Here is a 14,483-nt window from a genome sequence, read left to right as displayed (position 1 = left end):
AACAAATTCTGAAACCCCCTCCCGCCGAAAATGCCCTGATTCTCGTTCTGAACGACATCATCACCCGCGATCCGCTTCAACCCTGCACCCCCGCACGGAGCAATGGTCACGGAGCGATCGCCCTCCATCAACATCCACCCCGCGATCCTGAAGGGGTGATGCGATCGCAGGCCTAACCCGGCAAATCATCCGATCCAATGTTCGAGTATTGCTCAAAAAGTATGGAGGTTAGCGGACTCGAACCGCTGACATCCTGCTTGCAAAGCAGGCGCTCTACCAACTGAGCTAAACCCCCGTGTTTGGGTGCGCTTTTTTGTGACGCATTAGCCATTATACAGCCTCTAGAAGAATTGTCTAGGGTTTTGCTAGAATTCTTGCCAACCCCTTGCTGTGTTGACCCCACCCCATGACCCAGATCATCGCCACCTTTTATAAATTTGTTGCGTTGCCCGATTGTGCCGACCGGATTGCTCAACTGCGGGATCTGAGCCAGGGCTGGGCGGTGCAGGGGACGTTGTTACTCGCGTCTGAGGGGATTAATGGCGCGATCGCGGGGTCTGCCGCAGCGGTGGAGAGGGCGATCGCCGACTTACGCACCCTGCCCCCCTTTGCCGACCTCACCCCCAAACGTGCCACCACCCCCACCCCCCCCTTCCAACGCCTCAAAATCAAACAGAAAGCCGAAATCGTCACCTTCGGCATCCCCGACGCTGACCCGAATCGCGCCGTCGGAACCTATGTCGCCCCCGCAGACTGGAACGCTTTAATCACCCGTCCCGATGTTGTCCTCGTGGATACCCGCAACGATTACGAGGTACAAATCGGCACATTCCAGGGCGCTCATGATCCACGCACGGCATCCTTCCGCGAATTTCCCCACTACGTCCAAGACCACCTCAACCCCCACACCCATCCCAAAGTTGCCCTCTTTTGTACCGGCGGCATTCGCTGCGAAAAAGCCACCGCCTATCTGCTTCAGCAGGGTTTTCCGGAGGTCTATCACCTCCAGGGCGGCATTCTCAACTATTTAGACCAAATCCCCCCAGAGCAAAGCCTGTGGCAGGGAGAATGTTTTGTCTTTGATGAACGGGTCACGGTACAGCCGGATCTGACCCCTGGCAACTATACCCTCTGCCATCACTGTGGCTATCCTCTGCGTCAGGGTACAACCGTCTGCCCGGACTGTCAGACTGAACAGTCCCCATCGTGATGCGATCGCACCCAGCCGCAAGCCCAGAGCATCCCGGTGCGTTGGGTTAAACCCTACAGGAATTGAGAACCTTGGAACGGCAGTTGAATGAAAAAGGTTGTGCCTTGGCCCACTTCGGTTTCAAAGCGAATTTGGCCCTGGTGGGCATCAATAATGGATTTTGCGATCGCTGTCCCTAACCCCGTGCCTCGCTTCTTCCCATAGGTCACAAACGCCTCAAAAAAAGTTTCCCGAATTTCCAGCGGAATACCCGGGCCATTGTCTTGAATAGCGATCGTGACCCCCACTTTTCCGGTCGTCACGGTCACGCCGATCTCGCCCCCCTCATCATCCAACGCCTCCACCGCATTCACCACCAAATTTTGCAACGCCCGCATTAACTTATTCTCATCCGCTTCCAGGGTGAGGGATTCAGGGCAACTCAAGACAAACGCCACATTGGCCTGAGCAAAATAGATGCGATTCAGTTTTTCAAAGCGATGGAGCGCCGCCGCTAAATTAATATCCTGTTTACGAAGATGGGCACTTCCCCGCGAAAATTCCAGCAATTCTTCCGCCATGGCCGCCATCCGAATCGACTGCTGTTGGATCAACTCACACCATTCAATCGTGTCTTCATCATTTTCGTACATTTCCCGTAACATACTACTGGATAAGTTGATGCTACTGAGGGGACTTTTGAAGTCATGGATAATGGTATTGACCATTTCACCCAACAACACCATTTTGTCTTTATAGGTAACCTGCTTGACAAACTCTTCAGTGGTGGTGCGCAGCCGTTGAATAATAAAATTAAAGAGATGAAGAACGGTTTCGCCCTTTGTGTTATTGAGAATATCAATGAGAACATTGCGGGGAAACTTGGCTAGGGTTGCACCTTCGCACACCATGGCTTGGGCACTGCGGGGCTTACCATCTAAAATTCCAAACTCACCAAAGAAATCATCAGAATTGGCTTGGGCAACAATTTGGTAATGATCATTGATCGTATGTTTTCGGAAGAGCACAGTGCCGTCTAAAACAAGGTAAAGATAATCTGAAACTTCACCTTCTTCAAAAATAACAACATGGTCTGAAAACGTTTCAATAATCGCCCGTGCTGACAGTTCCTCAGCTTGTTCAGGTTCAAAGAATTTAATGAACTGGTGGCTTTTGAGATCCATGGCCTGTTTCGGCAACTGAAGGTAATGCAAAGTGGTTTAATCATACCCTACTCAAACTTTTTTGAGTTTCCCCCCTCCATAGTTCTTAGGAAAAATATTGGGAGTGAATCCAGAGCATGAAGATTTATATCGGGTTAGATTTTGGGACATCGGGAGCGCGTTTGGTGGCTATCACCGCTCTTGGTGATGCGATCGCAACGGCACAAGTTCCCTGGACAGATGGGGGTGAAACTGCGTCATGGCAACGGGGGTTAACGTCGTTACTGGACGCGATCCCGATCGCCGTCCGGCAACAGACCGCTGCCCTGGCCATTAATGGCACATCTTCTACTGTAATCCTATGCGATCGCACGGGTCAGCCCCTTGTGCCTGCTTTGCTTTACAACGACGATCGCGGCAAAACCGTAAAAAAATCCCTAGCCGCCTTGGCTCCGCCGGATCACCTTGTCCAGAGTGCTACCTCTAGTTTGGCGAAGGTGCTCTGGTGGCAGGTCAACAGCGATCGCACCCTGTGGCGGGAGGCGCGATATCTGCTCCATCAAGCGGACTGGCTCGCGGCGCAATTGCACGGGCGGTGGGGCATCACCGACTATCACAACGCCTTGAAATTGGGCTACGACGTGGAGCAGCTACGGTATCCAGATTGGTTGCAGGCGTGGGAGGGGTTTCGGCTTTGCCCGGCGGTGGTGGAGCCGGGAACGCCCGTCGGGACTGTGACGGCAGCGGTGGCGGCGCGGTTTGGTTTCCCGGCGGATTGTCAGGTCTGTGCGGGGACGACGGATAGTATTGCGGCGTTTTTGGCCAGTGGGGTGGCGCAACCGGGGGAGGCGGTGACCTCTTTGGGATCAACCTTGGTGTTGAAGTTGTTGAGCGATCGCCCGGTGCATGATTTGGCGGCGGGGGTCTATAGCCATCGCTTGGGGCAACGGTGGTTAACGGGGGGCGCGTCGAATACGGGCGGGGCGGTGTTGGCGGCGTTTTTCGATCCGGCGGAACTCGCGGCATTGAGTGAGCAGATCGACGGGACGCAGCCAAGCCCGCTGCGGTATTATCCCCTGTTGCAGCCGGGCGATCGCTTCCCGATCAACGACCCCACCCTGGCCCCCTGCCTTGACCCGCGACCCGCTGATCCGGTGGCCTTTCTCCAGGGTCTCCTCGACAGCATGGCGCGGCTCGAAGCCGAGGGCTATGCTCGCCTCGCCGCCCTGGGCGCAACGCCATTAACCCAGGTTTTGACGGCGGGCGGTGGGGCGCAGAATGGGGCTTGGATGGCCTTGCGGCAACGACGGTTAGGGGTTCCGGTGCTGCGATCGCCCCAACAGGAGGCGGCCTACGGGACGGCACGCCTCGCCCAATGGCAAGGTTTACGCCAGTTTTAAACGGTCAATACAAATCCAAGCAAGAGGAAGCGAAGCCCAAAGGGTACACTAAGTGAGGAGCGATTCTAACGGGCCCTGAGGCCGCATCCTCAAGACATAGACAGCCAAGGCGATCGCAAGGGGCAATCGTGGCGGTGAAGGTAACGCGCTAAACCGGGATTGACAGGTTTAAGTCACCATTTTTTTTGAGTTTTTTCATCAGTAGTATCGACCTTTTTGAGCAACCATGGATTTATTGGAGTATCAGGCGAAGACATTATTTCGGGATGTGGGCATTCCGGTGTTGCCGTCTCAGCGCATTTACCAGCCGCGTGATATTAAAAAACTACAGGTTCCCTATCCGGTGGTGCTCAAGTCTCAGGTGCGCGTCGGGGGACGGGCCAAGGCGGGGGGGATTCGGTTTGTGGAAAATACGATTGATGCGATCGCCGCCACCCAAACCATTCTCACGATTGCGATCGCGGGGGAATATCCTGAACTGGTTCTCGCCGAAGCCCGCTACGCCACTCAGCAGGAACTCTATTTAGCGATCGTTTTGGATTACCATTTTCAGCATCCGGTGCTGTTGGGGTCGGGGCGGGGTGGGGTGGAAGTGGATGCCGCCCTGGATGATATTCAAACCGTGGTGATTGAAGATGAATTTTCTCCCTTCCATGCCCGGCGGTTAGCGATTCAAATGGGCTTAACGGGGGAAAGCATCCAAGCGGTGGGCCATATCGTCGAGAAAATGTATGACCTTTTCGCCAGTAAAGACCTCGACAGTATTGAAATTAACCCCTTGGGGATCAACGCAGCGGGGGAAGTGATGGCCCTTGATGGCAAAATCACCCTCAGCGATACGGCGATCGCCCGACATCCCCAACTCCAAGCCCTCCTCGATCATCCCGATGATCAAGCACTACACCCCCCTGCTCTGCTCAAAGCTCAACCGGGCTGGTCTAGTCCGAAAAAGGGAGAGGTGGGGTTAATTAGCCCCAATCCAGGGGTGGCGGCGATGGTTTGGGATGGCTTGGCGAAAAGTAAGGCGCGTCCCGGTCAGAGTTGGCTCCTTGACCCCTATGGTGATCTTGCCACCCAAACCACCCAAGCAATGCAGGCGGCGATTGATTGGCCCGATTTCAAAAGTGTGGTGGTGTATCTGCCGGGGGAATTGGCTCCGGTGATGGGGGCGGCGATCGCTACCCTCCTCGCCCCACCTCCTACCCCCAGCACCGATGACCGCCTTGAACGCCCCACCGCCCTCGCGGTCAGTCGTCAACGGCGGGCCCAACCCGTCGCCCCCACCCCCACCGAACGCCTCAAACCCTTGCCGAACCTGGTACTCTACTGCCCCGCAGGCTTAACTACCCTGGATCTCGATGCACTGGCCACCGTACCCATCCAAAGCGTGACCACCATTGATCAACTCCTCGCCGCCTTGACCGCGTAACTGTCCCGCTTGCCCCGTCCTCCCCTGATCCCGATTTGCCATGATGTTTCCCCTGATTCAAACCAACCATATTTTGCTCCAAGGCATTCACGAACCCCTTGCCCAACGGATGATCGCGCCGATGCGTCGCTACGGGACGGAGATTGTGGCGGGGGTGAGTGTGGGGCAAGGGGGCAGTCAGGTGGACGATATTCCAGTGTTTGACTTGGTGGAGCAGGCGATCGCTGCTGTGGGCGACATTGATACCAGCGTCGTCTGTGTACCGCCGGATCAGGTGGCGGATGCGGCCCTCGAAGCGATCGCCGCCGGGATTCGTCAGCTTATCCTCGTGCCGCCCCAAGTACCGCCCTTAGATACCCTATCTCTGATCAACCGCGCCAAGGCAACGGGAACGGTGATCCTGGGGGCGGGCAGTGCCGGGTTAATCGTGCCGGATCAGTTTTTGGTGGGAACCCTTGACCCCCAATGCTACAGCGTTGGGTCGGTGGGGATCATTGACCGCACTGATCGCATTGGCGATGCGATCGCCTGGGAACTGAGCCAAGCCGGAATTGGGCAATCCGTCGCCGTTCACCTCGGCACCGGGTCAATTCTTGGTACTACCTTCGCCGATTGGATTCCCCTCTTTGCCAACAACGACGACACCAAAGCGATCGTCCTTCTCGAACAACACCTCTGGGGCAACGAAGCCGCCGCCACCGTCATCCCCCCCCAGATCGATAAACCGATTTTTGCCTATGTGGCCGGGCAAACCCTCCCCGTCACCGCACCGCCCGGCGATTCCGCCACCTCGATCGCCGCCCAAAAAGTTCACGCCCTCCCCCACACCAACACCGCCGCCGAAAAAATCGCCGCCTACAAAGCCGCTAAAATCCGCGTCGCCCAATCCCCCCAACAACTAACGGAATGGCTCGCCAAAGCCCTGAAGTAGACAATGCCGTTTCATTCGGGTCACGATCATGAAAACATCTGCTGTTCAACCCATTTCCTGGGTCTTGGGGCTTATCTACGGCCTGCTGTTGGTGATGATCGCCTGGCTGGCCTATACGGACAATTTGCCGGACTATTTGGGACGGATTCCCCATTACGACCTGATCGGACATTTTTTCTTATATTTCATGGCGACCTATTTGGGGCATCGGATGCTACGGGGACGACGGATTACGTTGTGGGGTTGGCGTATCCCCCTCTTTCCCCTGGTGTTTGGGATCATTACCGTCGTGGATGAATGCACCCAAGCCCTGTCACCCGTGCGCACCTTTAGCGGCTTGGATTTGCTGATGAGTTTGATCGGGTTGGCGGTGGGGTACGGGTTGGCAGAACGGGCCCGCGATCGCTGAGAAATCCCCCACGAGTGAACAAGTTAACAAAACCTTACGGAGCGATCGCACCCCCTCCCCACCTGACGCATACTAAGCAATACTGCTGATATTCATATTCTGAACGCGAAACTAACCCATGACTGCCACCTCCCCCGCTCCCCGTCTGGCGACCCACGCGGTTAACGCCCTCCTCAACATCAAACCCCTCGCCGCCCTCGCCAAAAACCGCGCCCGCGCCATGATGATCAACCGGGCCGAACGGATTGGCGTGCCGTGGCGCGATCGCGTCGCCGAACTGCGTCAACTGGATTGGGAACCCCGCCGCGCCCAAGTGGAAAACCCCGACCTCGACTATCCCGACTACTATTACCGCGCCTTCCACGCCTATGAAAAAGGCAACCTCAGTTGGGATGCCGCCCTTGAAGTAGAATGCGCCGCCTACACCGTCCATGCCCCCCTCTATCCCAACGCCAGCAAAGACGGCGACAAACGCGGCGATCAACACCTCCGCGCTACCTATCACGAGGTGTTACAAGGGCAGATTCCCACGCCCCCCCGCGACATTCTCGACCTCGGCTGTAGCATTGGCATGAGTACCTTCGCCCTCCAAGATGTTTACCCCGACGCTCAGATCACCGGCCTCGAACTCTCTCCCTATTTCCTCGCCGTTGCCCAATACCACAGCGAACAGCGCGATCGCGCCATCACCTGGCAACATGGGGCAGCGGAACAGACCGGCTTTCCTGATGCGTCGTTTGATCTTGTGTCTGCCTGTTTGTTGTTCCATGAATTGCCCCTGACGGCGGCCCGCGATATTTTCCGCGAAGCACGGCGCATCCTACGGCCCGGCGGGCATTTCGCCATGATGGACATGAATCCGCGATCGCAAATCTACCAAAAAATGCCCCCCTACATCCTCACCCTCCTCAAAAGCACGGAACCCTACCTCGATCAATACTTCGCCCTCGATGTAGAAGCAGAACTCCAAGCCGCCGGTTTTGCCACCCCCACGATCACCCCAAACACAATCCGTCATCGTGCGATCGTCGCCCAAGCGGTCTAGGCTAGACAACTCAGCCAATGTGTCGGTTACAGCGACTGCCTTAGGGGCACCTCGAAAAAATCAGCGTCACTCGATCAACTCCCGTTCTTGGCCGCCGCCCGCGTCTAGTTCTGCAATGGAATCCAGTAATCGCCGGGCATTCGTGGGACTGCGGAATAAATAGGCCGTTTCCGTTAAAGATTCGTACTCTTCCTGCGAAAGCATCACCACCGTTCGACCATCCGGCCGAGTAATCGCGATCGCCCTACGACTCTCACAAACCTTATCTAGGGTTGCCGCTAAATTAGCGTTGAGCATTTGATCCGTAATCTGTTCCATCAAATGTTCTCCACAGGAATTGCTTGGGACACAGCCTCTAAATAGTCACTCAAACTCATTTTGTGAGCCACTGCTAATGTACGCAATATTTCATGATTTGGCATTACTTTTCCTGACTCGATTTGGCGTAACTCATAATCTGAAATACCACATTCTTTGCGACTGAGTTTATGTTCTTGCCGCAGTCGGACTATTCCCTTCGCGTATCTCAGTAACTCTTGATGACGCTTCTGATCTTGCTGTTCTTTAAACTCAGGATCAATCGCATAACGAATGGTATCCAGATCAATGTCAATATCTAGTTTTTCCCAAGATAAGTAACTCCCACTACTACTCACTTCAAAACTTTCCCATTGTTCCCGATTTACAGATCGAAGTGGCTTAAGATCGCCCATTAAACAACTATAGAGCTTCGGCTCACAACTCCAAATCAGCAATTCATCATCCCTCAATTGAGCCGAAGCTATGCGCTGCGATCGACCACCGTACAAATGAGCATTGATAATTCTTCGCAAAGACGCAATATCAATGGGAATGTAAGGTTGCACATCTGGAAACTTATTCAGCAATAATTCCCATGTTGAAATGCCATCAGCTTGTTTTGGGGGATTGTATTGATTGAGAAGAGTTACACCCGTTAACTCTGCACTTAACTTTTTAGCGTGTGAAATTTCGTCAACTAATTTATGAGGCGAAGTTGCCAAATCCGCGATCATCAGTAATCCACGCTCTTTACGCCTAGGATGATCTCGCAGGAGAGTGAGGACCCTATCATTAGGGATCTTGATATTTAAAGAACTTTTAAAGTCATTTCGATTGCCATTAGGCAGAAGAAGATCATATTCGATTGTGGCCATCTACTTTGGTTCTCCTGGAGATTGAGTGCTGACTTTTTCTTCCCATTCCTTTAAGAGTTTTTCTCGTACAGATGGCTCATCCTTGTTGTTGGATTTTTTGCGTATAGTTTTGAGGATTTGTTTCTTTTGTTTTTTGCTTGGGCCTTGACCGTAAACAATCTCAAAAACATCATCTTCATGATCGAATAAAAACTTAACCCTCACTTCCCATTCCCCATCTTTTTCGAGATGAAAATGGGGAGGAAGATGATCATTGGAGTAAAATCTCGCATCTAAACCGGCAAACTGAACAGTGCTGACCCGCCCCATATCCTGATAGACCTAGTTTAACAAGTAGTAGGGTGGGCAGTGCCACCTACTCCACACATCGATTCTACAACCGGATTCCGCATCAGTTGATCAAAGGTTCGTACTCTTCCTGCAACAGCATCACCACCGTTCGACCATCCGGCCGAGTAATCGCGATCGCCCTACGACTCTCACAAACCTGATCCAAAGTTGCCACTAAATTAGCGTTCAGCATTTGATCTGTAATCTGTTCCATTAGACCGTTAGCCCCCAAGAATTGCGGATAATTTTCTGGCCATTATGCTAACGAAATTAGCAGCCATAGACCAAAAAAAGCACAGGAGCGCGTCCTGTGCCTTGAATTATTTACTTGAATTATTTAAGGGTTAGTAATGGATAAAGTGACTTACTCCACCCCTTCGATGCGGTCTTCGACTTCTTGGTAGAGTTCTTGGAGACGTTCGATGTTGTCATCCGAGGTTTCCCAATAGCCGCGACCGTTCACCTCCAATAATGTCCCCACCATGCGGCGGAATGAATTGGGGTTGAGATCCATGAGACGTTTGCACATTTCTGGGTCTTTGATGAACGTGGTGTTGGTGTCCTCATAGACCCAGTTGTCTACCGCGTCGGCGGTGGCAGACCAGCCCATGGTATTGACGAGGCGTTTTGAGAGTTCGCGCACCCCTTCATAGCCGTGGGAGAGCATCCCTTCGTACCATTTCGGGTTGAGCATTTTGGTGCGGGCATCGAGGCGCACCGTTTCTGAGAGGGTGCGAACTTGGGCGTTTGCTGTTGTCGTGTCCGCAATATAGGCCGCTGGCTTCTTGCCATCATCCCGCAAATTTGCCACTACTTTGGTGGGGTCAGAATCGAAGTAGTGGGACACGTCCGTGAGACTGATTTCCGAGGAATCTAGGTTTTGGAAGGTCACATCTGCCGTTTTGAGGGCGGATTCAAACACTTCACGGTTATCATCCATGATGCCGGGATTGTCAGAATTGAACGAAAAAGATTTACGGTTGAGATACATATCTTGCAATTCTTTCTCTTCTTCCCAGGTGCTATTTTCCACGGCGAGGTTGATGTTGCTCGAATAGGAACCGGAAGCGTTGGAGAAGATCCGGGTGGCAGCTTGGCGGAGGTTGATCCCCATTTCTGCGGCTTGTTCGAGGGCGTGTTTGCGGATGAAGTTCATTTCTAGGGGTTCGTCGGCTTCGGCGGCCATTTTCACGGCTTGGTCGAGCAACGCCATTTGATTGATGAACAGGTCGCGGAACACTCCGGAACAGTTGACCACTACATCGACGCGGGGCCGACCTAATTCTTCCAGGGAGAGCAGTTCGAGTTTGTTGATGCGACCGAGGGCATCGGGGACGGGTTTCGCGCCCACCATCCAGAGGATTTGGGCGAGGGATTCGCCGTAGGTTTTGATGTTGTCGGTTCCCCAGAGGACGCAGGCGATGGTTTCGGGGTAGTTGCCGCCGTTGTCGAGGCGTTGCCGTTCGAGGAGGCGATCGACGACGACTTTGGCCGATTGGACGGCGGCCAAGGTCGGGATCGACTGGGGATCGAGGGCGTGGATGTTTTTGCCGGTGGGCAAAACGAGGGGGTTCCGGATTGGGTCGCCGCCGGGGCCGGGGAGGACATATTCGCCTTCGAGGGCTTTGAGCAGTGCGCCGAGTTCGTTATCGGCGCAGACTTGCTCTAGGCAGTATTCGAGGTATTCAAACAGGGGTTTGAGGTCGTTTTCGCTGACGTTGGGATAGCCGGACTCGTGAAGAGATTCGACCCAGGGGGCTTTTTTGCCGAGGTTGAAGAAGTTTAACTTTGAGAGCATCGAAACCCGACCGTCACTATCCACCTGGGCTTTGACCAATGCCCCGACGGCGGCGCGGGTGGCGGTGGTGATGTCTTGCAAGAGGTTGACATCGTCGAGGATGCCGCGATCGCTATTCCGATACACCTCTTCCATATTGCGGCCAATGCTCTCGGCAATAATCCGCATCAGGCTCTTTAATCCCTCTTCGTCGCGATCCAAGCTGGCGATATTGACCAAGGTGGCCACGGCTTCTTCGGCGGTGGGCGGCTTGCCAATCACATGCAGCCCACAGGGCAAGAGGCGCGATTCGATTTCCATCAAGCGACGATACACCGAACCGATGAAGTTATCGCGGATTTCGCCCGCATCGGGATCTTGGAGTTTGGCTTTGAGGGCATCGGGATCGGCCAGTTCGGGGATGTCCTTATCGAGGTTGAGGATGATGCTTTGATCGGCGATGGTGAGGGCGATCTGAATCCCCCGGCCGCCTTCTTTCAAGCTTTGATAGGAGCCGATCAATTCGCTTAGTTCCTTCAGCCCTTTGTATAACCCAGCATTTTCAGCGGGGGGGGTGAGGTAGCTGATCGTTTCGGCGTAGCTGCGGCGTTTAGCGATCGTGGCTTCGCTGGGGTTATTGGCGGCGTAGTAGTAGAGGTTGGGGGTTGACCCGATTAGGCTGTCGGGATAGCACGCGCCGGACATTCCCATTTGCTTACCGGGCATGAACTCTAGGGAGCCGTGGGTTCCGAAGTGAAGCACCGCGTCCGCTTTCCAAACCTGTTCGAGGTAGGTGTAGTAGGCGGCGAAGCCGTGGTGGGGGCTGGCGGAACGGGAGAAGAGGAGGCGCATCGGGTCGCCTTCGTAGCCGAAGGTGGGCTGTACCCCGATGAAGAGGTTGCCGAAATGTTTGCCGTAGATCAGCAGATTTTGGCCGTCGGTGTTGAGGTGTCCGGGGGGATCGCCCCAGTTTTCTTTGAGGCTTTCGTAGTAGGGGGTGAGGCGTTCGTATTCCATCACCGACATTTTGTACGCCACGTTGAGTTCTGGGCTAGCCAATTGGGCCTGGGCATCGTGGATCACCGCTTCCATCAGGGCTTGGGGGGAGTCGGGGAGTTCGTCGATGTCGTAGCCGTTGTGTTGGAGGGCTTGCATCACTTCGTAGATGGAGCCGAACACGTCGAGGTAGGCGGCGGTTCCCACGTTGCCTTTGTCGGGGGGAAAACTGAAGACGGTGATCGCAACTTTTTTATCGAGTTTGGGCTTTTTGCGGAGGTTGGCCCATTTCATCGCCCGTTGTGCGATCGCTTCGACCCGGTCTTGAAGTGCGATCGCCCGCCCCGTCGCCCCATCCCGTCCCGACAGGATAATCGGCTCGATCGCCCCATCCAATTCCGGAATTGCAATCTGTAACGCCACCTGAATCGGGTGCAGCCCCAATTCACTTTCTTCCCATTCTTCCGTCGTTTGGAACACCAACGGCAACGCCACCATATAGGGACGGTTCAAGCGCTTGAGGGATTCGATCGCCCGGGGATGATCCTGACGCGCCGGGCCACCCACGAGGGCAAACCCCGTTAGGGATACCACCACATCCACATAGGTCGTCGGTTCAACCCCTTTGATCCGCTTATCCCAGAAATATTCATCCACGGGCTTCGCAAAGTCCAAGCCCCCGGAGAACACCGGAATCACCCGCGCCCCCATCACTTCAAACTCTTGGATGATCGCCACATAATGGGCATCATCGCCGGTCACCAAGTGCGTCCGTTGCAGCACCAGCCCCACACAGGGCGCGAGGGGATCGCGCAGGTCTTCGGTAATATCATCGCGGCTGTTGAACCATGCCCAATATTCGTCGGAATTCTCGAACATTTTCGGCGCGAGGGGATGCCAGATGCCCATGTCCGGATAGACCACCGGATCAGCATATTGCAGTTGGCGATCCTCTTTGCAGACATATTTATCCGCCAACATCAAGAGGAAATTTTCTAAATTATCCGCCGAACCCCCCAGCCAATATTGAAAACTGAGCATGAAGTTACGGGCATCTTGGGCGCGATCCACCGGCAAATATTTCAACACCTTCGGCAGCGTCCGCAGCACTTTTAACATGCTGTCTTGGAATGAAGAGCCGGACTGCTTTTTGCGGTTACGCATGAATTGCGCGATCGCACTCTTCGATTGACCCAAATTCTCCATCGTGAAGCTGCCCATCTTATTGAGGCGCATCACCTGGGGCATTGAGGGGAACACAATCGACACATCAAGATGCTCTTGGTGGGGCTGCACCGCTGCCACCACCTTATCGGCGAGATCTTCAATGAAAATTAACGAAGCAATGAATATATTCGCGTCGGCAATATCCTGTTTAAACGCTTCGTAATTGTCTTCACTGCGTAATTCTTCAATCAGGTAACCACTCACCTGAATCGCCACGTTCGGATTCGTCTTGTTAATCGAACGAACGGCCGCAGTCAACGTGCTTTGATACTGAGGTTCAAGCACGACATAGACCACCTTCACGATGGAGCGACTGTCCTGATCGGCGGGCGTGATGCTGCGAATGGTGGACTTGACGTGGGTGAACATAAATAACCTGTCTCCTCTGGTGTTCTGTCATGGGGTCAGGGTTAATCAAACGTGGAACTGATTTAAACCCTGAATTTTTAGATACTCAGTGTTAGGTTGTACCAAAAAACGACCCCCCGATCCCTGATGCCGTGGGACTTTGACATAATTTGATAAAATAAAATCACATCTTTGTTACAAAACTTGACATTTGTAAAAGCGTTTACTTCTTAATTCCTTCATCTTTACCGCCATGGGCCAGGCCCTGGGGTTCTTGCATTCTGAGTCGGAACCGAACAAGCACATCATCGCGATCGCACCATGACCGAACCCCCCCACATCACCGCCCACGCCCATTCGATTCGCCATTACGACGAAATCCAGCGCAGCGACACCTGCGGCTGCTTTTACTGCTGCCAAATTTTTCCACCGTCCCAGATCAAAGAATGGGTGCAAGACGGCGATCGCCCCGCTGACCAAACCGCCCTCTGTCCCCACTGTGGCATTGACTCCATCATCAGTTCTGCATCCGGCTACCCGATAACTGCTGCATTCCTGCACAGGATGCACGACTATTGGTTTTAGGGATCACACCCCAAGCCGCGCCGAACCTTTTAAGAGGAGCGATCGCCTCCAATCCACTCACCCTCAGAGGAGATTATGAAACCGTTACCGCCCACCGTGATTCCCTATCAACGCACCGCAGAATTCACCGAAACATCCATCCCAGCAGGGTTACGCCACGCCCACACCACCAAAGCTGGCGTGTGGGGCAAAATCATCGTTCTGGCCGGGAGCTTAACCTATCGCATCTTGGAACCCGACCGCGAAGAGGTGCTACTGTGCGCAGGCGATGCAGGGGTGATTGAGCCGCAGATGAGACATGAGGTCATCCCCCAAGCTGGATTGCGTTTTTATGTGCAGTTTTATCTTAAAATGTGCAAAGAAGACTCCCACTATAAAGCGAGTCCGAGTAGAGTTACCGAAGGTAACGGCGGACGTGCCTTTTAGTGGCGAGATGAATTTGCACCAACAAACAAATCGAGCGACAGCGAGTCCTTTAA

General features: G+C 54.0%; 14 protein-coding genes and 1 tRNA gene. 8 read left to right on the top strand and 7 right to left on the bottom strand.

The features are described from left to right. Positions 1-222: 222 nt before the first annotated feature. Positions 223-295, bottom strand: a tRNA-Ala gene (locus PN477_RS17710). 111 nt (positions 296-406) lie between these two features. On the opposite strand from PN477_RS17710, the gene trhO reads away from it, so the two are divergent. Continuing rightward, complete coding sequence (gene trhO, locus PN477_RS17705; RefSeq protein ID WP_272117643.1) at positions 407-1,210, top strand: oxygen-dependent tRNA uridine(34) hydroxylase TrhO; 804 nt, start codon at positions 407-409, stop codon at positions 1,208-1,210. A 53-nt stretch (positions 1,211-1,263) separates the two neighbouring features. Here trhO and PN477_RS17700 read toward each other — a convergent pair whose 3' ends face one another. Then, a complete protein-coding gene (locus tag PN477_RS17700; protein WP_417158851.1) occupies positions 1,264-2,373 on the bottom strand; it encodes an ATP-binding protein in 1,110 nt (369 codons plus the stop codon). A gap of 116 nt (positions 2,374-2,489) precedes the next feature. Between PN477_RS17700 and PN477_RS17695 the strand changes: the two genes are divergently transcribed. The 5 genes from PN477_RS17695 (at position 2,490) to PN477_RS17675 (ending at position 7,566) form a co-directional block, all read left to right on the top strand. Further along, complete coding sequence (locus PN477_RS17695; RefSeq protein WP_272117639.1) at positions 2,490-3,752, top strand: FGGY-family carbohydrate kinase; 1,263 nt, start codon at positions 2,490-2,492, stop codon at positions 3,750-3,752. Positions 3,753-3,978: 226 nt separating this feature from the next. Beyond that, a complete protein-coding gene (locus PN477_RS17690; RefSeq protein ID WP_272117638.1) occupies positions 3,979-5,181 on the top strand; it encodes an ATP-grasp domain-containing protein in 1,203 nt (400 codons plus the stop codon). 40 nt (positions 5,182-5,221) lie between these two features. Continuing rightward, a complete protein-coding gene (locus tag PN477_RS17685; protein WP_272117636.1) occupies positions 5,222-6,112 on the top strand; it encodes a succinate--CoA ligase subunit alpha in 891 nt (296 codons plus the stop codon). Positions 6,113-6,140: 28 nt separating this feature from the next. Then, entirely contained in the window at positions 6,141-6,521 is a 381-nt protein-coding gene (locus tag PN477_RS17680; protein ID WP_272117634.1) for a VanZ family protein, read from the top strand. Positions 6,522-6,639: 118 nt separating this feature from the next. Then, a complete protein-coding gene (locus PN477_RS17675) occupies positions 6,640-7,566 on the top strand; it encodes a class I SAM-dependent methyltransferase (RefSeq protein WP_272117632.1) in 927 nt (308 codons plus the stop codon). A gap of 66 nt (positions 7,567-7,632) precedes the next feature. Here PN477_RS17675 and PN477_RS17670 read toward each other — a convergent pair whose 3' ends face one another. From PN477_RS17670 to PN477_RS17650, 5 genes are all read right to left on the bottom strand, one after another. Further along, on the bottom strand, positions 7,633-7,884 hold the full coding sequence (locus PN477_RS17670) for a type II toxin-antitoxin system Phd/YefM family antitoxin (protein WP_272117630.1): 252 nt from the start codon (positions 7,882-7,884) through the stop codon (positions 7,633-7,635). Continuing rightward, complete coding sequence (locus PN477_RS17665) at positions 7,884-8,741, bottom strand: hypothetical protein (protein WP_272117628.1); 858 nt, start codon at positions 8,739-8,741, stop codon at positions 7,884-7,886. Before PN477_RS17665 ends, PN477_RS17670 begins: the two co-directional genes overlap by 1 nt. Beyond that, complete coding sequence (locus PN477_RS17660) at positions 8,742-9,050, bottom strand: DUF4160 domain-containing protein (protein WP_272117626.1); 309 nt, start codon at positions 9,048-9,050, stop codon at positions 8,742-8,744. Between the two features lie 82 nt (positions 9,051-9,132). After that, on the bottom strand, positions 9,133-9,285 hold the full coding sequence (locus PN477_RS17655) for a type II toxin-antitoxin system Phd/YefM family antitoxin (protein WP_272117625.1): 153 nt from the start codon (positions 9,283-9,285) through the stop codon (positions 9,133-9,135). Positions 9,286-9,435: 150 nt separating this feature from the next. After that, positions 9,436-13,440: a magnesium chelatase subunit H gene (locus PN477_RS17650; RefSeq protein ID WP_272117624.1), complete on the bottom strand. Its 4,005-nt coding sequence runs from the start codon at positions 13,438-13,440 to the stop codon at positions 9,436-9,438. A gap of 300 nt (positions 13,441-13,740) precedes the next feature. Here PN477_RS17650 and PN477_RS17645 point away from each other — a divergent pair, with 300 nt between their 5' ends. Further along, on the top strand, positions 13,741-14,004 hold the full coding sequence (locus PN477_RS17645; protein ID WP_272117623.1) for a cytoplasmic protein: 264 nt from the start codon (positions 13,741-13,743) through the stop codon (positions 14,002-14,004). A 75-nt stretch (positions 14,005-14,079) separates the two neighbouring features. Further along, entirely contained in the window at positions 14,080-14,430 is a 351-nt protein-coding gene (locus tag PN477_RS17640) for a TehB family protein (RefSeq protein ID WP_272117621.1), read from the top strand. The last annotated feature ends 53 nt before the right edge of the window (positions 14,431-14,483 follow it).

It is taken from the genome of Spirulina subsalsa CS-330, assembly GCF_028330765.1.
Classification (GTDB): domain Bacteria; phylum Cyanobacteriota; class Cyanobacteriia; order Cyanobacteriales; family Spirulinaceae; genus Spirulina; species Spirulina subsalsa_A.
This window is presented reverse-complemented; position numbering and strand designations above follow the sequence as displayed.